We start from the raw sequence: 23,028 nt of genomic DNA, 5'->3' as shown, positions 1-23,028 counted from the left end.
CCGGTTTTCTACTTTCGGTTTGTCGTCGGTTTTCTTGTGCCACCGCCCCCTGCGAGAGGGGCAGTTACACCCTATCAATGTGTACCTCCGTGCTTGACGCTGCCGCACGGGATGGCTGTGTCGGGTTATTCCATTGTGGCGTCGCCTGTGCCGGTCTGCAATGACCACGGATGGATTTCGGACTTTGTCACTTTTGCACCGGTCTTGTTCAGCGTGATGGTGTACTGATAGTCGGTGCCGGCTTTCAGTTCGCCGCCGGCAAACGCCAGCTCACACTTGTAGGTCTGACCGTCCTTGACAATACGCAGCACCACCTGGCCTGCCGTGGTCTGCGGATAGACAATAATCGACGGGCGTGCGGTGCCGCTTATCACATTCTCGACATTGAGGGTAAGCGTTTCCGAATCCATTTCTTTCGCTTTTGCCTCACCTGTGGCGGGATTGAACGTACCCTCGAGCACGAGCCCGTCAAACGAGTAAGATTCTATCTTGTTCACATCGGTGCCCTCTCCATCCTGGAACGTCATCGTGATTTTGCTCATCTTGTGGGCGAATTCGAAATTGATGTTCGGCTGGCCCTTCTTGCCCACACGGCTGTCCCAGAGGTAGTCGAAATTCGGCTGGTTTCCAAGCGTCTGCTGTTCGGCCCGGGTATTGTTCTCGATTATGGCGGGAGCTGTGCCCTCGGTTCCGGTGAAAGGATAGTAGGCGGTGAAAGTCACTTCGGCCTGTGCGTCCTGAAAGTACATGGGCGTGCCGGTGAACTTTCCTTCACCGTTTTCGGTGGTGTATTCCATATTGACGTACTTGCTCTCGTTCACTCCCTGCTCGTTTTCGCGGAAAGTGGTGATACCGATTTTGTCGCCCGTATCCCACGCCGTTCCGGCGGCACGGGACGAGATGGAATTGCCGATGTTGGCGGTGATCTGTGCGGCTACCGGTTCGTTGTCCACATACTTGTCGTCATTGTCGCAGGCAGCCAGTGCAAGCGCAACGACTGCGAAAAAATAAATTTTTCTCATGTTTTTTTCGTTTTTGTTATATTTAAATATTTTGTTTATTGTTCAGCATCTATGTTGCCTCCGTTCACTTCCTCCCAAGGCATGATGGAGCAGTTGTCAAGTGTGATTCCGGTCTTGTGGAGCGTCACCGTGAGGTTGTACCGGCGTCCCGCCACCCATTCGTTTTTGGCGGTAACGCCGTCCTTTTCACGGTTGGCGGCAGTGAAGTCTATCTCTGCCTTGAGGGTTTGTCCACCCGCCAGCTTCGCAAAAAACGGCAGCGGCTCGTCAAATTCCTGCGGGAAGAAGATGAGCGGGAATGTCACCATGCCCTCGGTATCGTTAAAGATGGCGGGCGCGTTGTAGTGGGCGTTTTCATTGCCCGCGAACTCCCACATCGCCGTTGTGGCATCGTCCACGGATGTGCTGCCGTCGGTAATGTTGAAAGTGCCTTTGTGTCGGAATTCTTCCAGCGACAGCAGGGCGGCTTTTACCTCGTCATAGCCCACACCGTTGCCGGGCTTGACGCTCAGCACCACTTTCGTCATTCTGTGCGCGAAAGTAAAAGCCACCTGTGGCGCCGCTTTCTTGCCTGAAGCCTGTGCCCAGAGGAAGTCGAAGCTTTTCTGATGTGCCTGCGCCCATGTGTCGGCGCTGATTGCCTCGGCTGTTTCGAGACTGTTCCACGGATAATAGGCTGTGAAGGTCACTTCGCCCTCGTCCTGGAAATAAATCTCGCTGCCTGGCGTTTTCACGGTGAATCTGCCGTCGCCCTCTTTTGTAAGGTGGCATACGTTGGTGTAGCTGCCGCCGCTGATGCCGATTTCGTCGCCGGCTTCCCAGCTGCTGTCGAACGCACGTGTCTGCACGCCGCCGATGGTAGCCGTAAAGTCGGGACTGCACTTTCCGGCATTCGCATCCGGCAGGTTCTCTCCGCTGCTGCACCCTGCGAGCACCGCAAGGCACAGGGCGGCAGTGATGATTGGTTTCATTTCACTTTTCATGCGTTTTCTGTTTTATTGGTTTAATTTTTATCGTTTTATTGTGCATTGATGTTTCCTGCATCTATTGTGCATTGATGTTTCCTGCATCCACTTCCTCCCATTTGTCGATGGTAGCGGTGATGCCGGCTTCTCCGGGTGCATCCACCATCGAGCCGCCGAGCGTGAGCGGCGAGGTCTTGTCGGTGTTGAACCGGGCAAGCACCTCCGAGAGGTCGCTCTCAATGTTGACGGGCTTGGGATTGCCCCCTGCGAATGTCACCGTGGCCGCCAGCTGCTGCACGTCGCCGGTGATGCCGAGCAGGCGCACCGTGGCTTTCCATTTGTCTGCATCGGTGCCTTCGGTTATCTTCGTGAAATCCAGTTCCACATCCGACGGGTTGCCGTGCGTGGCTGTGGCGAAGTCGAGTGTGCTGGCGACGCCTGAGAGTGTTCCGGCGATGCTTTCTATCTTGTCAGCCGTGTCGCCTGTGGGCTCGATAATCAATGTGAGCTGCCTTACCTGCTGCCGCATGGCGGCGGTGAACAGGTGGTCGTGGTCTTTCGCTATGGCGATGTCCTGCACTGCAGTGAACAGCCATCCTGGGTTGCCGCTGATGAGGGCGTCTCCTCTTCTGCTGGATGATGCGGATATAGTGGCGGTGGTGCCTGCCACCGTCATGCCGTCGGCGGGGTTGTAGGTTGTCAGGCGGTAGTTGCCCGGCTCGAAGAGTTGGCGCACCTCATGGGTGATTCCTGTCTCTTCGGCTGTGTAGTCTCCTATGCTTATTGCCCATTTCCCCGGCGCGGGAATGCCCTCGCCGCGTTCCGTCCAGTCGGCTGAGACGGTCAACGTACCGTGGTCGGGATGAGGAGTGTCGTGAAGTTCGTCCTTGACGCAGGAGGTGAGCGACAGAGCCATTGCCGCTGCTGCCATTATATTATATATAGTATTGTTTCTGTACATTGTTGCCTCCTTTTCATTTAGAATATCGTCCATGCCAAAGTTACTCCGGCAGAGGTGGGTCCCCACCAGTTGTTGCTCTCCTTGCCCTGACGGACACGGGTGCCGTCGGTGACGGTATATTTCTTATAGTCGGCACGGAGACAGCCCAGTGAGAGCGAGAAGTCCATCGACAGTGCCTTGCCAAGCCTCAGCTGATAGCCGCCAGTGATGCCTCCGCCCGTCAGGTCGCCCTGCTTGCCGGTGGCGGACAGCTTGTAGTTGAACTCACCTGCCTTGTACATCGCACCGATATATCCGCGCTTCTCCTTACCTATATAATAACGCACTTCGGGAGCCACTTCCCACAGTGCATAGCGGCGTGCTTTGCCGTCCCAGCTCCATGTGGTCCACGAGCCGTTGACGGTGATGCCCACATTGCGGCTTATGCGCCACTCCACGCCGAGGTCGGGAGTGAGCGTGGCCCAGCGCAGAAGGTTGGCACGCAGGGCTACGTGATATTGTTCCGGTTCCTTCTGTATCTTTGGGGTAGTTCCTTTTGCATCAGTGTGTTCTGCCTCCGTTGCCTTTCTTTCGGCTTCGTTTTTTTCTGCGACTATCCGTACTTCCTCCTGCCTAATCCTCTCTTCTTCAGCTTTCATACGAGCTTCCCCGGCTTGTACTCTTGCTTTCTCTGCGGCAATGCGCTCGCGTTCCGCCTCGCCCGATACCTCTTTATTATAGGCTTCTACCTTGGTTGCGGCTTCCTCTCCGGCTATTTCCGCTACCTTGTCCGCAGAGGCGGGAAGTGTAACGATGACTATGTTGCGCAAGGATTTACCGTTCTCATCCGTATAGCCGGCATCAAAAGAACGGTCTGTAACGAAATGCGTTTCCTTTACCTTGCCGCGCATAATCAGTTCCGACTTCACCCGGTTGCGGCGTACTTTCGCCACTTCTGTAGCCGGCTGCCCGGCATTTCCGTCTGTGCCGTAGCTTGTCACCAACAGGTACATTTGCCCCGATTCAATGGCAGAGCGGTTCTCATCGACGCATTTCAACAGGCGGGCGAGCTGTTCGCCGTTGCCGTTCCACGGGGAGTAAAACATGTCCTTGTCCGCCACGAAGCGGAACAGATAGGTCGTGTCCTGCTTTTCCTGCGCTTTCATCGGATATACCGCGACAAGGAAAAAGAGGGATAAAAACATCAGTCTTTTCAGCATATTATGTATGATTTCTGTAAATTCTTCGGGCGTGATGTCCCCGCGGTTCATGAAATTGGGGCGTTCGTGCGCGGGCAACTTCTCTTTCATGTCGAGATTCTCGTTAATCAGGCGCACCATCGCTTCCTGACAGCGACTCAGCCTCCGCCTGCAACGGCAGAGGGCAAAGGCAAGCACCGCTATGACGGGCAGGGTTGCAATGAGAAGTATGTATAAATAAAGTTGCTCCATATCATTTCTGTATTTCAGTTTGACATGGAGCAAAGGTAATTAAGAGGTGATAAAAAAGAGTGCTTTTCAAGTGGGTAGGAGTCCCAAAAAATCACATTAGGAGTTCCAAAAAATCACATCTCTGCGTTAATATCTTGACTATCAACACTCTGTCGATTTGAGGTTAATTGTTCCTTTTCAATATAATTGGACGGACTCATACCATACTTCTTTTGAAATTGCCTGAAAAATGAAGTTTTAGACATTTGTGCTTCCTTGGCAACAGCATCCATGCTCCACTGAGGATACTCATGCATCAGATTGATGGCATAGTCAATCCGGCAATCCTGTAGGTATTGTGTGAAACTGCAACCGCCAAACTTCCTGAACAGTGCGGCAAACTTGTAAGCCGGTACATGAATCTCCTTCATCAGCCCGCTTTTGTTGAAATCGGGATTCAGATACAGCTTGCGGCTGACAATCTCATGACACATGCGGTCGTACAGCACACGGTCATTTTCGGTCAGTTCAAGTGTCGGACTGGAATCTTCCTTCTCCTGCGTACTGTCCGGCTCCTGCATATCCTCCGTACCGGAATTTGTCTGACTTTGTGCTTCGTGGAATTGCCGCAGCTCGTCACGCAGGCGTATGTTCTCTTCCCGTCGGATAAAAAGTTCGTTCTTGTAGGTCATCAGCTCATTGATGGTCCCTACCATAGCCTCATTTTTCTTCTGGATGACACGCTTGTCGCGCAGGATACGGATGATGAAGCCTACCGCCACAACCAGCAGCAGGGCTGTAAAGGAAAAGATGAGGGTACGTATGCGTATGGTGTTTTCCTGTTCTTTCAGTTGTGCCGCCTGTTCGTTGGTCTTGTATATTTCCGCCAGTTCAAGCGCTTTTTCGTTACGGTCCCGGATGCGCAGTGAGTCATTCAGTGTCTGTATGGTATGAAGGACACGGTTGGCGGAACGGATGTCGCCAAGTTTTTCGTGCACGGCCAGTTCCGATTCCAGATGGTTCCGGATATAGCTGTAACTTATGGTGTCAATGTTGGCCTGCCAATACTTCTTTTCTTCCTGCAACTTTCGCAACGCCTCACGGTAGTCACCTGCCTCAAACAGATAGGGAATCGTAAGCTGTCCGGCGTCCGGGGTTTTGGAATACTCCGTAGAACAAAGTTTCAGATATTCCTCATGTGCTTTGTCCTTCTCGCCTTTTATGGCATAGAGATGGGCTGCCATGCCATAGCCGCTGGCCCGACGCATATCAATAAGACCGTCCGGTATCTGCTCCTTGGTTTCAAGCCGTCTGACGGCATCCTCATATCGGGGGAGCAAACCGGTCGCTTTGTCATAATAGCCTTCGTTCCTCAGTGTACCGATTAAAATGGCAAGCGTATAGATATAGTCATCGCTTGTTTCCCAAGTGTTGTCCTTCTCCGATTCCCCGTCAAGAATGTCAACTGCTTTGAAGTAATGTCCGAATCCCTCGTCTTCACGGTTCAGGACCAGCAGGTTCCTGCCGAGCTTGAATGTCAGATTCGCCTCCGCACTTCTGATGACGCTGTCTTGGGCAATCTTTATGCCCTTTGTGCAAAACTCGACACTCCGGGCATAGTCGCCGTTCAAATAATACTGGTTGGCTATCATTTGGATAAGGGAAAGAAACTTCCTGATGTCTTCATGCGCCGAAGGAGAGTCATATGCCTTCATTGCATATTCCAATGACTTGTTGTTATCCGAAAAGCCGTTATGGTATACCACGGCACGCAACCGGTTGAGCTCAAAATCATCCATCAGCCCTTGCTGTTCTGCCGTGTCGAGCAGGGCCAACGCTTCCTTCGGATTCACGATGGACAAATTCTGTATGTGAACTGCCACATAGGTACTGTCACACTCTGTTCCGGACGCTTGTTTCTGATTTCCTGTACAACCTTCTGTGATAACTATGGTGCATATAAGTAGGATTATATGTAATATTTTGCTCATAATCAATAAAAAAACAATTTTCTCATTGCAAAGGTATATCAAATTATTATCGCAGCTATACATTTCGGATAAAAAAACTGTTTCTTCCGGATTATATAATATGTTTACAGACCGGCAGCAGGATAAAAATCCGTTTGCCGGTCTGTATTGTTTATTCATAGCTTCAAACCCTTGTTGTGATGGGAAACGGAAAAAGTGGTCGAATCATGTAAATCGGACTTTACAAATTCCGGTTGGGCTATAGCTTCCGACTGGGGCCTCATGTCATTGTTTTGTCCGTGGTCGGGCGCTTCTTCATGCTTGGGAGCCAGTTCCAGCTGTATCTTGCGGTCCAGAGTGGCGAGTTCGGACTTCAACCCTTTCAGTTCGTCTTCTTTCTTCCACTCCTTGCCCGCTATTGCTTGGAGCTGCGGAATTTCCTGTTCCAGCACCTCGTTTTTCTTTTTATACTGGTCGATGATGCCCGGTATCTTCTCCAGAGCGTTCAGGAAGTTCGTGGCGGCGGCGTGCGTGTCAGCCATCGCCAGATGCCCGTTGTTGTAGTTGTACCTGTAATTGCCCGCCACCACGAAACGGTTGTCGGTGAACTTCAGCCCGTCCCTTAGTGTCGGTTCGCTGACCACCTCGATGGGGAAGCCGTACAGTTCGCCCACGCGCTTATACTGCCCGCCCGTCGTGGCGTTCTTGGCTATCTCCTGTAAACGCTTTCCGATTGTCTTTTCGTCTGTCGAATCCAGACCGTCAATCTTCAGCAGGTTCAGCCGGTTGCCCTCCTTGTCTGTCTGTGCTGCGGCGGTGAATTTCTCCCAATCCTCTGTCATGGCGGCTATGGCGGCTTGGTTGTTCCTCTGTTCCCCGGTCTTGCACTCCAGTTTCAGTTCCGACTCGCGCTTGCCCTTGTTGAACGACTTGCGCTCTCCCTCCAGCGAGGCGATGCGTTTCTCCAGCTTCGCCTTGTCCAGCAGGTCGGTGTTCCCTGACAGGATAGCCATGTACTCCGAGAAGTTCATGCCCGACTTCTCGTCCATCGCCCCCTCGTCTATGGTTCTTGCACCCATCGCACCGCTTTTGAGCTGCGAGATGAACGTCTGCTTGCAGTGCAGCAGGTTGAACTTGTACGAGTCCAGCGACTTCTCCACTGCGTAGATGATTACGTCCACCTTGTTGTCAGCGTACAGCTTCGCTATCTCGTTGCCCTTTCTAACCGCCCGACCATCGCGCTGGGCGAGGTCGGACGGTCGCCACGGCGTATCGAGGTGGTGGATTGCCACCGCCCTGCGCTGGGCGTTCACGCCCGTGCCGAGCATCGAGGTCGAGCCGAACAGCACGCGCACATATCCCTCGTTCATCGCCTCTATCACCGCTTTCCTTGACTTCTCGCTCTTGCACTCCTGAATGAAGCGGATTTCATGGGCGGGTATGCCGTAGTCCTCCACCAGTTTGCGCTTGATTTCGGTATATACGCTCCACCCGCCCGGCTGGTAGGTACCCAAGTCGGAGAATACGAACTGCGTGCCGAGCTGCTCGTCATACTTCCGGTAATATTCCGCAATCGTTCTTGCACAGTGGCTCGCTTTGTTGTCCGGGTGGTCTTCATATTCCGGGTCTATCATGCGCATGTCCAGCGCCATCTTCCGCGCGTAGTCCGTGGCGATGAGCATTTTCGCCTTTTCCTCCGTTTCCGACAGCGGCAGCCTGCCCAGCAGGGTGGCGTCACCCGTCTTGGCAAATTCCATCAGCTGTTTGATGAAATACTCCTGGTCGGGGGTGGGCGGTATGTGGTGCAGCACCTCGTTCTTGTCCGGCCTGTCCACGCCCACGTCCTCCGCCGTGCGGTAGTCGGTGATTTCGTTGTAGAACGCCGCCAGCTCCGGCACCTTGATGAAGTAGCGGAAGCGTTCCTTCTGCACGATGTTGTTCGTCACGTTGAACTCGAAGTCCGTCGTCTTCTTGGCGAATATCGCCGCCCATGCGTCGAAGCATCGGATGTCCTGCCTTTCCAGCTCCTTCGGGCGGAGGTACTTGAACAGCAGGTACAGCTCCGTCAGCGAGTTGCTGATAGTCGTGCCCGACAGGAACGTCGCCCCCAAGTCCTTTCCCGTCCGCTCCTGAATGGTGCGGATGGCAAACAGCAGGTTCAGTGCCTTCTGGCTGCCTTCCGAGTTGCCCAGACCCGCCACGCGGTCATGCCTTGTGTTGAATGTCAGGTTCTTGAACTGGTGCGACTCGTCCACAAAGATATGGTCGATGCCCATCTGCCTGAAGTCCACCACATCGTCCGTCCTCGACTTTATCGCGTGTTCCACCTTCTCCAGCTTGGCTTGCAGGTTGAACTTGCGTTTCTCCAGTCCCTTCAGCATCGCACGCGACACGTCCTTGCCCTGCGAACGCAGCACTTCCAGATTTTCCTCCACCGTATCCAGCTCCGCCTGCAATATCCGTTGCTGCAGTTCCGGCGACTGCGGTATCTTCCCGAACTGGTCGTGGCTCATGATGATGCAGTCCCAGTCGTTGTTCCGTATGTCGTTGAAGAAGCGCACCCTGCCGGATGCGGCAAAATCCTTTTCCGAGGCATACAGCACTCTTGCGTTGGGGTATGCCGTGCGGTAGCATTCGGCTATCTCCCTTACATTCGCCTTCAGCCCGATAATCATCGGCTTGTGCACCAGCCCCAGACGCTTCATCTCATGCGCTGCCACGCACATGATCAGCGTCTTGCCGGTTCCCACCTCGTGGTCGGCTATTCCTCCGCCGTTCTGTTTCAGCATCCAGATGCAGTCCTTCTGGCTGGGGTACAGGTCTGTGATTCCCAGTCCTTTCAGATTCAGTTCCGGAAATTTCTGGTGCGAGCCGTCATATTTCGGTCGCACGAAGCAGTTGAACTTGTTGTTGTACATGTCCGTCAGCCGTTTCTTGAACTCCGGCGACTGCTCTTCCAGCCATTCCGTAAATCCGTTTCTGATTTCGTCAATCTTCGCGTTCGCCAGCTGTATGCCCTCGCTGTCCCGCACCTTTATGTCGTTCCCGTTCTCGTCCTCGCCGACCTTCTTCATCATGTCGGGGCAGGTGTTGTGCAGGGCGTGTTTCAGCAGGTGCATCCCGTCATAGTGGCGGTAGTACCCCTTCACCAGAAACTCGTCGGTGATTTTCATCGTCCTGTGGCCGCACGCCACCGAATACTCGTCAAGGCTCTCCGAGTAGCTTATACGCACGTCCGTGTCAAACAGACGGCTCATGTAGGCGGCATACACGCCCGTGGGTATCCATCGTTCCCCGAAGTTGAAGTCCAGGTCCTCAAACGGGATCTGTTCCGGCATGGCTTCTTTCAGCGCTTCCAGCGACTCCCTTGCCTGCGGCAGCATCCCGTGCTCCCCGTGTCCGCTTATCCATTCCTCCACATCGGCGGCCTTCTGTACCACATTCCTGGCTATGAAGCGGTCGGCTATCTCGTAGCCCTCTGCCAGCGGGTTGTAGAATACCCGTCCTTTCAGTGCCTCCAGCATGTCCGCCTGCGGCATGTCGCAGATGGATTCCATGTAGGGCAGGTTTACTCCGCCATACAGGTTCAGCGAGGTGGACAGGGCTTCCTCCGGCGATTCCGCGGCGACTGCCGTTTCCTGCGAAAAGGAAACGGGGCGGTCGAATATGTCCGCCTTCACCATCGTGCCACCCTCGCTGCGTTCCAGTGCCAGCATGTTGCGCCCCGAAGCGTCCATCATCAGCAGCTTCACGTTCTGCTTGGCGTTCAGGCAACCGTACCGCATCGCGAACTCGTCATAGTAGGTGTTCAGGTGGCGGCGCAGCATTTCGTTCTCTTCGTGCTTCTCCGCTTCGTAGGCATAGAGCCGTTCGTAGGTGTTGCGCAGGTCTATGTATAGCTGTGCCTTCTGTGCCTGCATCCCGTCCATGTCCAGCGGCTGGAATGTGGCGCCGTAGCGGGTGACATCCTTCAGCACGCCCACCTGGAACCGTACGCCTGCCGTGTATTCCCATGCCAGCGAGCCGTCCTTCAGGTGCGGCTCCAGTATGCCCTTGAACGGGCGCGGCATCATTTCCTCCTCCCGTTTGCGCTGCCGTTCTTCCGGTGTCAGGGCGGCCTCCTCACGGCGCATGGCTTCTTCCACCTCCGCAATCCGGCGCTTCCTTTCCGCCTCGAATCCGTTTTCCACCGGATAGACTACCGTAGCAGTCGTATCCTGCGTTTCCGCCGTTTTCCCCGCATCGGCTTTTTCTCTTTTCGCCTCCGTTGTTCCGGTCGCTTGTCTGGCGGCGTTGGCTTCCATCTTCGTCTTTCCCAGCCGGCGCAGCTCCGCACGTCGTTCCGGTGTAAGGTCCATCATCATTTCATAGAATCCGTTGATGGGCGGGTTCGTTTCCCAGTCCAGACTGCGGTACACTTCATCTTCCGGGTCATAGGATTCTTCCGTTGCGGTGCCGGGCCCCGTCTTTTCCGTTGTCGGGACAGCCGCTTCCGGTTCGGCAGCCGTCGGCGCATCCGTTCCGCCGCGTATGATTTCGTCCATTTCACGTGCCTCTTCCGGGGTGATGCCGGCAACCGCTTCCGCATTTCCCTTGTCCGTTGTCCTTTCCGTATCCTCCGCTGGCAGGGAGAACAGTGTCGGCTGCACGGGTTTCTTCCCTTTGTACTTTCCGCCTTTCTTCCTGTCCGGTTTCAGACCCTGTTCAGCCATCCGTCTTTCCTCCTGCGTATAGCCGAACAGGTCATACAGGTCCATTACCGTTCCTCCCGTCTGTCTGCTTTGCGCTTCCTGTGACATGCCGGTCATCACTTGCACTTTCGGCTGCACACTGTTTTCTTCCCGTTTTGTCCCGTCCGCTACACCAGCAACAGAGGTGGAGTTTTCTCTTTTCACCTCCGCCCGCTCACCCTCAACCGGATGGGTATTTTCTCTTTTCGTCTCCTCCAGCTCACCCGCAGCCGAAGCGGAGTTCTCTCTTTTCACCTCCTCCCGTTCACCCTCAACTGGATGGATATTTTCTCTTTTCATCTCCTCCAGTTCTCTCGCAACCGAAGCGGAGTTTTCTCTTTTCACCTCAATACCCTCGGTCTGTACGGCAATGTTCTGCCGCACATCCTCTCTTTCATGCCCCATGCCGTTGTAGCGTTCCATGTCCAGCCGTGCCGACAGGTCTTCCGACAGCATCCTGTACAGGTCCATGGCAATACCCTCCACACCTCCGCTGTGCGTATATACCATCGCCGGTTTTCCGTACGTGTCGGTACCCCTCTTCGCATCGGTATGTATGATACGCTCCGTGTGGTAGGCAAAATAGGCGTTGTCCGTCAGTCCGCCGTTATGTTCCGTCTGTATGATGGTCAGAACCCGTTCCTCCTGTGTCAGTCCCTTCTTTTGCAGGTCTTTTTGCAGGATGATCAGGTCGCTGCCGGCTTCCGTGCCTGCATTGTCGGTAAACAGGTTGTTGGGCAGTCGTATTGCCGATACCAGATTCGCCTTGCTGAACATCTCGTTCCTGACGGAAACCCTCGAACTGTTCAACACCCCCTGCGAGGTGACGAACGCCACGATGCCGCCGTCACGCACCGCATCCAGACCTTTCAGAAAGAAATAGTCATGGATGGCTTTCTGTGCCGAACGTCTGCCGAAGGATGCGCTGCGGCTGAACTCCGCATCAAACACTCCGAAATCCCCGAAAGGGATATTGGAGATGGCAAGGTCAAAATGGTTCAGAAACGGCTTTTCTATTTTCTCGAAACCCTCCGTGCGTATCTTCTGCTGCGGGTACAGGCAGCCCAGCAGCTTGCCCGTCAGCAGGTCTTTCTCAAATGCCATCACCTCCGCCTGCGGATTGTTCGACAATACCGGGCTGATGAATGCGCCCATACCCGCCGATGGCTCCAGCACCAGCTTTGGGCGTACTTTGCGGTCGTGCAGCACGTCCGCTATGGTGTCCGCAATGGCCTGCGGCGTATAGAATGCCGTCAGCACCGATGCCTTCAGCGAGTCCACATACCGCCTGTACTCCGTTTCGTCCCGGCTGTTCTCCCGTATCAGACGGTGCAGCTCCACCGTCGGGGCAAACAGTTCGAGGTCTGATTTCGCCCAGTGTACGGCATCCGTCAGTTCCCTGGCGGGATTCAGTATGCACTTCAGTCCCCCGAAGCCGCAGTACCTCTCCAGCAGCGCCCGTTCCCGTGCGGTGGGCGTGCGCCGTTCTTTCTCTAGTGTGAATGCCGTCCGTATCGCCTCGATGTTTTCCCTGAGCCTCTGCTTCTTGTTAAACGCCATAAGCCTCCAGATAAAGCATTATCGCACCCGTCAGCTCCGTATAGAGCAGGTCGTGTTCGGGCGACAGGGCGAATGTGTCGTCCGTTGTGGGATAGCCGGCAAACAGGTTTTTCAGATGCGGGAATATCTCCCGGCAGAACGCCTCGCGTTCCTGTTCCTGCACCTCTTCGGAAAACTCGTTTTCCACCACCTCAAGCAGCAGTGCGTAGGGGGAGAAGTGCAGCCCTTCGAGCAGGACGCGCATGGCTTCCTCCTGTGCGGCTTCCACCGTACTTCCCGCCGCCCTTTCCTTCTCGAATGTTTCCGAGGCGGCTTCCTCCCTTCCAGTAATGAATGGGGTGTTTGATACTTTGTCCGGATGATATTTTCTCAGATAGTCCAGCAGATACAGCCCGTAGTAGGACAGCTCCGCCGGAGCGGTTTTCTTGTTCTGTTTCATTTTATGATGGATTTAGTGGATAAATGATTATGGAAATGAAAAGGAAAAAGGCACCCGGTATCCCTCCGGGTGCCACCACTAATTGTCGTGCAAATGAGGGCAGAGTCGGACTTGTCAGAACTATGCCGAGTGCAGCCGACAATCAGTCACCACTAAATCCATGTAAATAAAAAGTACAACCAGGTTGAAACAGATTATGACATGAATCAGTGGCAAAATTACTCATTATTTTCTTCTTCCTTTCGTTTTCGTACCTTTTCTTTCGCCTTTACTCTCCGCAAACACCAGCTTCGTGTTGAACTCCGCATCAAAAGTCACCGCAGCGCTGAAGGGCTTGCCCTGCTTGCTCTTGAACCCGCCAAGCATCGCCGTCTTTCCTTCCGTCAGCAGACCGGTCATTTCCTCGTCGGTAAGTGTCTTGCCCGCTATCTGGCGGAACACGGGCAGCAGGCAGTCCGGATTGTCACAGCGCACAACCTTACCGTAGAACTGCATCGTGCCCGTGCCGCATTTGGGGCAGGTACAGCCCGATGCCTTGTGCCCGAAAATGCGGTCACACGCAAGCAGGTCCGTGGTAATCTTGCGGGTATAGCTTTCTATGTCCCTCATAAAAGCCTCATGTGGTGTCTTTCCCTGTTCTATCTTTGCCAGTTCCGCTTCCCAGCGTCCGGTCATCTCCACATTGGCGATGTCCATTTCCTTGACAATGGAATACAGGGCTAGTCCTTTCTCCGTCGGCACCAGCGATTTCTTCACACGCACCATGTATTCCCTTCTGAGCAGCGTTTCGATTATTGCGGCACGTGTGGCGGGTGTGCCGATACCGCAGTCCTTCAGGGCCTGGCGTGCCTCCTCATCCTCCACATCGTCGCGTCCGGCGGTCTCCATCGCTGCCAGCAGCGAACTTTCCGTATGCAGCGGTTTCGGTCGGGTCATGCCCGAACTCATCGAGCATCCTGCCATCACCAGTGTGTCGCCTTCCGCCCAGTCCGGCAATGCCGTATTCCCGCTGTCCTCGCCGTACTCTCCGTACACGCCGCGCCAGCCTGCCTTGCGCACGATGCAGCCTTTCGCCTCAAATGTCAGGCTCTCGCATCTTTCGCCTGCGTCCGGCACCACCTCCGCTACTACGGTAGCCGTATCCTTCACACATTCCTCCGAAAATGCCTCTACCATGCGTCCGGCAATCATGTCGTAGATGATCTGCTCGTTCTTATACAGGGCAAGCGGGCGGTTGGGTGTCACCAGCAGGGCATGGTGGTCAGTCACTTTCGAGGCATCCACACAACGGCGGTTCAGTTCTCCCAGTTCCCCGATTTTCTCCGCAAGGGCGGAGTGTCCTGCCAGCCGTTCAAACAGCAGCGGTATTTCAGCAAACACATCTTCCGGAATATGGCGGCTCGATGTTCTCGGATAGGTGACGAGCTTCGCTTCATAGAGCTTCTGTACCAGTTCCAGCGTCTGTTCCGCCGTGAATCCGTGTTTCGTGTTCGCCTCCTTCTGCAGTGTGGTCAGGTCGTACAGCAGCGGAGGGTTCTCCACCTTCTCCTTCTTTTCCACCTTAGTGACGGTGGCGCACATCTTCGCCTTTACCTTATTGTATGATGCAGCCGCCTCTTCCTTGTCCTGCCACTTCTTTACCGAGGAAAACTTCACTACCGTATCCGTACCCACCGGTGTCACCGAGAAATGCAGCTGGTGTACCGGCTCCGGAGTGAAGCGTCTGTTTTCCCGGTACCGCTTGCAGACCATCGCCAGTGTGGGTGTCTGCACACGCCCCACCGAGTATGTGCCGCGCCCGGCGGCGACGGTCAGTGCCTGCGTGCCGTTGATGCCCACCAGCCAGTCCGCCTCGCTGCGTGCCTTTGCCGCCAGATACAGGTCATCATATTCATGCCCGTCCTTCAGTTCCTTCAATCCTTTGCGGATGGCGGTGTCCGTAAGCGAGCTTATCCACAGGCGGCGGAATGGCAGCGTACAGCCCGTATAGGCATACAGGTATCTGAATATCAGTTCCCCTTCGCGTGCGCAGTCCGTTGCCACTATTATGCCGTCGCTCTCGTTCCACAGTTTCGTAATCACTTTTATCTGTTTCACCGCTGCCGCGTCCGCCTTGTAGCCCTTGTCCGTCTTTACCTGGCGTGGTATCAGCATGAACTCCTCCGGTATCACCGGCAGGCTGTCCCTGCTGAATCCCTTGAAGCCGTAGCCCTCAGGCAGGGCAGGTTGTACCAGATGCCCCAGTGCCCATGTCACATGGTATCCGTTTCCTGTATAAAATCCTTCTTCCTTTCTTGTTGCTCCGGCGATGCGTGCTATCTCACGTGCCACGCTCGGTTTTTCTGCCAATATGGTAATCATACATTTTCTGTTTTAATCATTGATACTTTTGTTCCTTGTGGAGTGGAACGGGGTACGCCGGTTATCCGTGGGATATGCGGTACATGGCGCATGAGGCCCCGTTTCAATCCGTTGTTTATTCTCTTGTAATGAATTTAGTGGTGGCACTCAGGATACCTTCATGCCTTTGCTCTTCTTCGGTTTTTCCTGCTGTTGTTTCTGGGTGTCGTCCTTCGGGGCGGTCTGTCCCTGCTGAAGCGGCTCCTTCACATGTCTGGTGGCCTCGTTCGTCTTGCCCTCGTTGTTCACCGCAAGCTGTGTGCGGCTCTCGTTCGACGGGGCAACGGTCTGTGCCAGGTCAGGGTTTTCCGAATAGGTCAGCGGTCTGCCTTTCTCACGGTCGAACTTCAGGTATTTTGTGCAGGGCTGTCCCTTGTCATCCTTCGCGTTGGCAAGCACCACGACCTTGCCCGCCACATAGTCCGCCTTCTGCTGTTCCGTGAATTTGTCGTCCTTCCATTTGCCTATCGGACGTATGCTTCCGTCCTCGTTCGTCCACGAGCGGTTGCGCCGCTGTCCGTTCTCCTGATTCCCGTCTTCCTTCTGCTGCTGTCCGGTAGCATCCGGGGCTTCCGGGCTTTTCTGTTTTTTCTCCTGTCCGTTTCCGAGTCGCTGCGACTGTCCTTGCCACAGATGCTCCGGCACAAACTCCACGTCGCGCTTGTCAGCGTTCACCTGCAGCATGGCCTCGAACTTGCGCCCGCCCTTCAGTGTCACCTCCTTGGGCAGTGCCAGCCCCGCACGCAGGATTTCCTGTTCCGCCTTCGACAGTTCCGTCAGTCCGATCCGGTTCGGGATGCGCACCTTGTTCGTCGGTACGTCCACAATTTCATTCGTCAGTCGGTCGATGCTGACATACGCCAGGCGCATCTCTCCGGTCTTCGTATCGGCAACGTTCACCAGCTTGCCCAGGTTGCCCGTCTGTTTCAGTGCCTGCTTATCCTCGTCCGTGAATGTATAGCCGTTGTATGGCACGTCGAGTCTCGGCTCATGGCGTACGAAGTGGGGGGTAAGTTTCAGCTTTCCGTCTTCCGCTTTCTGCAACGAGAGTCGGGCTTGCAACTCATAGCGTTCTCCACCCAGTACCGGTTCCACCGTCACCAGCCTTGTCTTCCCGTAGTTCATCAGGGCTTTCATGTCCTTTTCTGACAGGTTTTCCCTTTTCACACCGAACTGCTCCAGTTCCTTCCAGTCCACATCGCTGTCCGCAATCAGGTTCGGTTTCTCCGGTTTTGCCTGCGCTTGCCCTTCCTGTGCAGGCTGCTGTCCCTGTGCCGTCTGCGTTTCCGCTGCCTGCGGCTGCTGTTCCTGATTTTTCTGTTTCATTTCTTCCATTTTCTCGTCCGTTTTCTGTTCCACATTATTTTCTTCCGTATTTTCTCTTTTCACCTCCTCCGCAGCCTGCTGTTCCTCAGTCTCCGTTTCAGTATTTTCTCTTTTCACCTCTTCCGTAGTCTGCTGTTCCTCAGCCTCCGTTTCGCCATTTTCTCTTTTCGCCTCCTCCGCAGCCTGCTGTTCCTCAGTCTGCTGGTACGCCGATGTATCCACTTTGTGCGGTGCGAGCAGGTCAGTATTCGCCACAGGGTCTTTCAGCAGGTCCTTGATAACCGGAAGCAGAGCTTCCACCGTGTCCGCTGCCACCCTGTAGAAACCGAATCGTGTCGGCTCCTTACACTGGCGGTAGAAATTTCTCATGAAATTGTCTATCGCATCCCCGTGGCGGTCAAAGCGCAAAAACTCCTGCGAGTGTTCCGCCTTTGCCTGTGCCCTCTTGGGATAGCCCCTGGCATCCAGTCCGGCAACCACACTGATTTCGCCCGTCTTCTCGTCGCGGACGACCAGTACATCCTCTTGCTTTTTCTTTTTCTGTTCCATTGATTGATTTTTTTATTGTTTGATGATAGTCCCGCCGGTATTCCCGTACAGGTCTGTTTCACTTTTCGTTCCGGTTTCCCGTTCACCTTTCACTCCCGGTTTGCATCAGGCTCGCCCTCAGCTTTCCGTTTACATCCGGTTCACCATCCACTTCCGGTTTCTCTTTTCGCATCCGTTTCACGTATGCTTGTCAGTCCCGGTTTGCATCAGTCTCACCCTCAGCTTTCCGTTTACATCCGGTCACCATCCATTACTGATTTTTCTTTTCGCATCCGTTTCACGTGTGCTTGTCAGTCCCGGTATTCCTTCTGCCTCCTTTTTTCCCTTTCGCCGTTTTGCCCGGAGCTTTCTTTCCCGTTCCTTCCTTCACTTTCAGCACCTTTTTGCCGTCCAGCGTCACCTCTTCCATGTTCCGGCTGATAAACTCCAGCACGTCCGATTCCTTGTAGTAGGTCTTGCGGCTGATTTTCTGGTAGCGCAGTCCGTATTCGCTGCGGAACCGCTGTAGCGACCGTTTGCTCGTTCTCAGCATCTCGCACAGGTCCTGATTGTCATACAGCCGTTCTCCGTCCATGTACTTCACGCCCGCCGCTTCCTTGTTTATCAGTACCGATATGATGCTGTCCAGCCGGTCAATCCGTTCCATGAGACGCTTCATCCATTCCTCGAACATTTCCTTACCAATCCCTTCCATCATCCGCCTCCTTTCTGGTCATCAGGTAGTTATGCTTGAACTCCTCCAGCGTCTTGGGATTGCAGTGTACGATTTTCCGTCTCACGCATTCCTCCAGATCCGTCAGTCTGTACCGGCACTTGCTTCTCACCATCATGTAGGGAATAGTCTTGTCCTTTCGCATCCGTTGCAGTGTCCTCGTGCTGATTTTCAGCAGGTCCGCCGCCTCCTCGCTCGTCAGCAGGATTTCCGCTTCCTCCTTCGGCACGTTGTCTTTCTTGAAAACATAGTCCGCTATGCGGTCTATCTTCTCCATCATCGTCTTCACGACCTCGTTGTCCATCGTTATTATTTCCATATCCTTCCGTATTGGTTACGCTGCAAAGGTGCGCAACTCCGCGCAGGCACAATCCATAGTATTTCCATAGTAGGGAATGATTTTCCTTATTTTTCTTCCATAATCCCCGTTTTCCCCGCATACGGGCACAAAAAAAGCGGCTCCATCCGGCACTAAAGCACGGATGAAGCCTTCATAAAATATTTATTATCTTTGCGTTAGAATATATATAAGTAACCTATGAGTAATATTGATTATATAACTAAGTATCTGAATGATTATCTTAATATGGATAATCCTCAATATGCCGTATTAATACAAGGAAAATGGGGATGTGGTAAAACATTTTATATTAATCAACTGATAGAAAAATGGAAAAATAAAAATAATGAAACAGTACCCCAAAATTGTATCAAATTAAGACCAATTTATATTAGCCTTTATGGGGCTTCTTCTATTTCTCAAGTTTCATATCTTATACGTAAAGAGTTAAGACCTTTTTTGTATTCTAAAGGTATGAAAGTTGCAAAAAAAATTTTTTGTGGGATAATAAAGACAGCCACACAAGGAAATTTCGACTTTAATGGTGATGGCAATACAAGGGATTTTTCTGCTATTTTTGACACAGAAAGTATTATTGAAATTCTTTCGAAACCCAATGATTATGTCAAAGGAGATAAAATTCTTATATTTGATGATTTAGAACGATGTAAAATTCCAATAGATGAAATCTTCGGCTATATAAATAATTTGGTTGAACATTCTAAATGTAAAATTATAATAATAGGGGATGAAGATAAAATCAAAAAGCAATCTGAGAATAATACATTACCATCAAAATATGCGGAATTTAAGGAAAAATTAATTGGTCAAACTTTTTCAATAAGACAAGATTTAGACACTATTATAGATACTTTCATCAACGATAGTCACAATCACCACCTTCAGGACAATAAAGAGTTAATATCTGACTTGTTTATAGCTTCACAGACAGAAAATCTCAGAATTATCAAACAGTGTTTCTCTGATTTCAATAGACTTATTTCAAGTCTTGATGCTACAAAATACAATAAGAGCTTATATGAAATATTTATTCAAAATGTCATAGCTTATTTCATTATCACATATTGTGAATATAAGAATGGGAATAATTACATTAAATATTTTCAAAATCATACTTCATATTTCACAGATGAAACTGTAAAAGAGAATGTATCAAACATAGAAAATAAATACATTTCTATTTTAGAAAAATATAATATAAAGTATTCTTACAACTCTATCACAATAAAAGATATAATCAGTTTTATAGACAATGGTTATATTTCGAATTTAACAGCAACTTTAAATAAAAGTGACATGTTAAATATTCCTCATAGTCAGGATTGGGAGCAATTATGGTATTATGGAAAATTAGATAATAATACTTTTTTGGAAAAACTCAAATCTGTAAAAAATTTATTTTATAAAGGAGAAATCAAATATGTGAGCATTGTATTGCATATTACAGGAATGTTTATCCATTTCAATCGAATAAAACTGGCTCATTGTAACGAAAGTTTTTTAAAACAAAAAGCACTAAATCACATAGATAAAATATTCAAAAAGCAAAACGATAATGAGTGTTTTCTTATCGGATCTTATAATGCTTCTTGGGGAAAACAATATATGGAATACACATCAGAAATAATGGTCGAACTGATTAAATATGCCAAAAATAAACTAGACAATTATTTTGAGAAAGAGAGAGTTAAATTTTGTAAATCATTTTGGGAAAACATTGATGACGATAAAGCTGGAAATATCAGCTCCGTTTTTAAAGAAAGCATACCAAGTGGGTATTGCAGTTATGAGCTGTCTTCTATATTTCAAGGAATCAATACTAAAAGAGTTGCTTCAAGGCTTTCAAGGCTCTCAAATACATCAAAAGAAAATATTGAGATGTATCTATCTATAAGATATTATTTGCCTGAAACAAAGATAACAGGTGCAATATCACAATATCATTTAGACGATCTTGAATATTTAAAAGGTATCAAAGATTCATTAATTAAATTGACATCCAAACAAAGATTAATTGATAAATTAACAACAAAGAGTCTTATATGTACATTGGACAAATGTATTAACCAACTCATATCTTCTCCAAAAACGGTATAGCATTTTTTAATAGTACGCATTTAGCAGAATTAAATGCGTACTATTTTCCATAAAAGAAAACAAAGGTACAATACAACTTACTTTTATTTAGCATAAATATCGACTTATAAAACATTCTAGTGTGTACTTGAATGTTTATGTTCTTTTATATAGTTTTTTATTTGTTCAAATTCATCTTTTGTTGGATGATAATTATATTTCATAAATAGCACTGAGTTTATCTTTGCAATTATATCAGTACCTTTCGGTATATTTCTTACATCAAAATCTGGATGGATTGCACCTAATTCAGCCCATTTTACTTTTCCTTTTAAGGCCATAGTTAGGAAATTTGCAAAATGTTTAATTGATGCCGAATACAAATAAAAATCATCCATAGTGATACTATCGGGCATATTTGGAGCTTTTCCTTTAAAAATAGGGTAATCTTTTTCAAATTCGCCCAAAGGTATTTTTAGGTATGCTTTCATACATCTATCTTCGTCTTCCTGAACATGAGCCGTACTATTACGTAATAGGCGATAATAATCAAGTAAAGGTAATAACCACTTTGGAAAGTTTGGTACTATATTATTAGTTTTCAAAGCCCTTACTAACTTTTCCACATTACTTAATCCATCAGTATCACACAATTTGAAATTTGGATCAATCAGACTTCTTATATCCAATTTGTATGATTGGATAAAATCACCTAATAATGCATGTGAATTTACCATAAATGATTTATACAAAGCTGGTTCATGATTAGGAAGTGTTACCCCACCTCTTAGATTTACACTATGCTCTATAGCTTTCTGTGTTACATAATCTTCAAACTTTTTCTTTCTATCCCATTTTTTCTCAAAATCACGTAAAGCACAAACTGTGTACTCTGCAAGTGTATCATATTCACCCATCTTTTTAAAAAGTTTTTCACGTGATGGTAATTTAAAATCCACACCAACCTTAAAATTATAAAAACGCGTTCTCATATAAAAAAGTTTATTACACTGTTTTTCCCAGAAACACCCCGATAACCGACAATGCCCCCAGTTGTTTCATCTTTCGTTGCAGTTGCCTGAAGCTCTCCCCGGTCGTGAGTACATCATCCAACAAGACAACATTCTTTCCTCTGATATACCGCCGTGTGAATTGCAGGTTCCGCAGTATGTCCTTATCCTTTCCCTTTCCTTTCAGCTGCTCGCGGTCTTCCTCTATCCAGATGGCCTTGAAACCGTCCGTAATGCCCAGCCATTCCGACAGGTAGTAGCATACCACCGGAAAGCGTTTCCGCTGTCTTTCCCTTGTTGATGCGGGTATAGGTATCAGTACCGTGTCTTCCTTCGTTCCGTTGAATCCCGCATGTTTCAGACACAGTGCCAGTATCCGTGCGACCAGCTCGCCACAGTGTCCTCCTTCCTTAAAACGGAATATCAGGTTGCTTACCCGTTTTTGGTGTGCATTCGTCTTTTCAATCTTCGTTGGGTAATAGTCATGCAGGTAGTGACACCTGCACCCGTCTATAAGAACTTCTCCCTTGAACATCGTTTCGTACGGGTAGAAGTCCATTTTCTTCTCCCTTTCAAACGTAAAGTTCAGCACATCCCTCATCATGGCATTCCATTCCTTCGACCTGCCCAGCGAATACCATCCCGCATGTTTCCCGGCTTCCATCAGGCACATGCCGATTTCCATCGCCTCGCTGAACCGCTGGTGCGAGACGATGTACCACCCGTGTTTCCGGCACAAGCCGGCAAACTCCTTTATGTCCGCAGTCAGGAAGTACATCATGCCTTCCTCTCTGATGACTACCGTCAGTTCCGACTTCGGTTTCTCCCTGCAGAACAGGCTCTCGCTGTAATTCACTCCGTGCCATACCGACTCCGTGCATTCCTCATCGCAGAACTGCACTTCCACCTCTTCAAGCAGGTCAAATTCTTCCACCATACCGTTTCTGTCTTTAATTACAGGTTTAAGAGGGATTTAAGTTACACATTATTATCGGTTTACGGATAAGCGTGTTTACGATTTTACATTTTTTAACTTGCATAAAACACGTGTCGGGACAGCCTCCCGAACAGGGGAGACTATCCCGACACGTATATCCGCCATATCCTGCGGCTTTCAGTTCCAGCTGTTTCTCTTTTCGCCGCTCATGCAGAGAATCACCGTACTTTTCTTCTTTTCAAATGATTCTGCCAGCCGTCTTGCAGCCCACTTTCTGAATGCCTCGCATTTCAGTCCCTTCATGCGGAATCCCAGTGCAATGATGGTTGCCAGACTGTAGAGGTCCACACTGCAATCTTTCCCGTTATAGGTGAAATGTTCCACCCGCACATCCCGGTATTCATCAAAGTCACCGGTTTTTGCAAGGGATTTCAGTCCGGCATTTACCGACTGTACAAACACGCCATACGCCCGTGCGATGTCGCATTTCGGCAACCATACCTCGCCCTTGTCGTCCGTTTCTATCCTTACGCTCACCTTATCAGGTGCATTACGGTTATATTCCACTTCAAAATTGCCAAATCTCACCATAATAGTTGCT

General features: G+C 50.5%; 14 protein-coding genes and 2 pseudogenes. 1 reads left to right on the top strand and 15 read right to left on the bottom strand.

The window, feature by feature from the left end; translation table 11 throughout:
• Positions 1-125 precede the first annotated feature (125 nt).
• The 12 genes and pseudogenes from DW800_RS02880 to DW800_RS02830 all read right to left on the bottom strand — a co-directional run bounded on the left by DW800_RS02880 (position 126) and on the right by DW800_RS02830 (position 18,362).
• Positions 126-1,022, bottom strand: coding sequence for a fimbrillin family protein (locus DW800_RS02880; RefSeq protein ID WP_119957776.1), 897 nt, complete (start codon positions 1,020-1,022; stop codon positions 126-128).
• 35 nt (positions 1,023-1,057) lie between these two features.
• Entirely contained in the window at positions 1,058-2,005 is a 948-nt protein-coding gene (locus DW800_RS02875) for a fimbrillin family protein (protein WP_119957775.1), read from the bottom strand.
• Between the two features lie 61 nt (positions 2,006-2,066).
• On the bottom strand, positions 2,067-2,918 hold the full coding sequence (locus DW800_RS02870) for a FimB/Mfa2 family fimbrial subunit (RefSeq protein ID WP_119957774.1): 852 nt from the start codon (positions 2,916-2,918) through the stop codon (positions 2,067-2,069).
• 47 nt (positions 2,919-2,965) lie between these two features.
• Positions 2,966-4,147 carry a DUF3575 domain-containing protein gene (locus tag DW800_RS02865; protein WP_119957831.1) on the bottom strand — a complete coding sequence of 394 codons (1,182 nt, stop codon included), beginning with the start codon at positions 4,145-4,147 and terminating at the stop codon, positions 2,966-2,968.
• A gap of 344 nt (positions 4,148-4,491) precedes the next feature.
• Positions 4,492-6,348, bottom strand: coding sequence for a helix-turn-helix domain-containing protein (locus DW800_RS02860; RefSeq protein WP_165859878.1), 1,857 nt, complete (start codon positions 6,346-6,348; stop codon positions 4,492-4,494).
• A gap of 239 nt (positions 6,349-6,587) precedes the next feature.
• A pseudogene (locus DW800_RS02855) lies at positions 6,588-10,742 on the bottom strand (helicase-related protein); the annotation flags it as partial.
• A 402-nt stretch (positions 10,743-11,144) separates the two neighbouring features.
• Positions 11,145-12,617, bottom strand: a pseudogene (locus DW800_RS20110) (N-6 DNA methylase); the annotation flags it as partial.
• Entirely contained in the window at positions 12,607-13,056 is a 450-nt protein-coding gene (locus DW800_RS02850; protein ID WP_119957772.1) for a DUF1896 family protein, read from the bottom strand. The gene DW800_RS02850 and the pseudogene DW800_RS20110, both read right to left, overlap by 11 nt.
• Before the next feature lie 225 nt (positions 13,057-13,281).
• A complete protein-coding gene (locus DW800_RS02845; protein ID WP_119957771.1) occupies positions 13,282-15,417 on the bottom strand; it encodes a type IA DNA topoisomerase in 2,136 nt (711 codons plus the stop codon).
• A 147-nt stretch (positions 15,418-15,564) separates the two neighbouring features.
• Complete coding sequence (locus DW800_RS02840) at positions 15,565-17,331, bottom strand: DUF4099 domain-containing protein (RefSeq protein ID WP_119957770.1); 1,767 nt, start codon at positions 17,329-17,331, stop codon at positions 15,565-15,567.
• A gap of 277 nt (positions 17,332-17,608) precedes the next feature.
• A complete protein-coding gene (locus DW800_RS02835) occupies positions 17,609-18,025 on the bottom strand; it encodes a helix-turn-helix domain-containing protein (RefSeq protein ID WP_118940931.1) in 417 nt (138 codons plus the stop codon).
• Entirely contained in the window at positions 18,009-18,362 is a 354-nt protein-coding gene (locus DW800_RS02830) for a helix-turn-helix domain-containing protein (RefSeq protein WP_018709308.1), read from the bottom strand. Before DW800_RS02830 ends, DW800_RS02835 begins: the two co-directional genes overlap by 17 nt.
• Before the next feature lie 219 nt (positions 18,363-18,581).
• On the opposite strand from DW800_RS02830, the gene DW800_RS02825 reads away from it, so the two are divergent.
• A complete protein-coding gene (locus tag DW800_RS02825; RefSeq protein ID WP_119957769.1) occupies positions 18,582-20,501 on the top strand; it encodes a P-loop NTPase fold protein in 1,920 nt (639 codons plus the stop codon).
• A gap of 116 nt (positions 20,502-20,617) precedes the next feature.
• Here DW800_RS02825 and DW800_RS02820 read toward each other — a convergent pair whose 3' ends face one another.
• The 3 genes from DW800_RS02820 to DW800_RS02810 all read right to left on the bottom strand — a co-directional run bounded on the left by DW800_RS02820 (position 20,618) and on the right by DW800_RS02810 (position 23,018).
• Positions 20,618-21,472 carry a hypothetical protein gene (locus DW800_RS02820; RefSeq protein WP_119957768.1) on the bottom strand — a complete coding sequence of 285 codons (855 nt, stop codon included), beginning with the start codon at positions 21,470-21,472 and terminating at the stop codon, positions 20,618-20,620.
• Positions 21,473-21,485: 13 nt separating this feature from the next.
• Positions 21,486-22,427 carry a ComF family protein gene (locus DW800_RS02815; RefSeq protein ID WP_119957767.1) on the bottom strand — a complete coding sequence of 314 codons (942 nt, stop codon included), beginning with the start codon at positions 22,425-22,427 and terminating at the stop codon, positions 21,486-21,488.
• A 177-nt stretch (positions 22,428-22,604) separates the two neighbouring features.
• A complete protein-coding gene (locus DW800_RS02810) occupies positions 22,605-23,018 on the bottom strand; it encodes a virulence RhuM family protein (protein ID WP_005650101.1) in 414 nt (137 codons plus the stop codon).
• Between the last annotated feature and the right edge of the window lie 10 nt (positions 23,019-23,028).

This window comes from Bacteroides sp. AM32-11AC, assembly GCF_003603515.1.
GTDB classification, from domain to species: domain Bacteria; phylum Bacteroidota; class Bacteroidia; order Bacteroidales; family Bacteroidaceae; genus Bacteroides; species Bacteroides uniformis.
The sequence above is the reverse complement of the archived record's forward strand: the minus strand, read 5'-3'. Positions and strand labels throughout refer to the sequence as shown.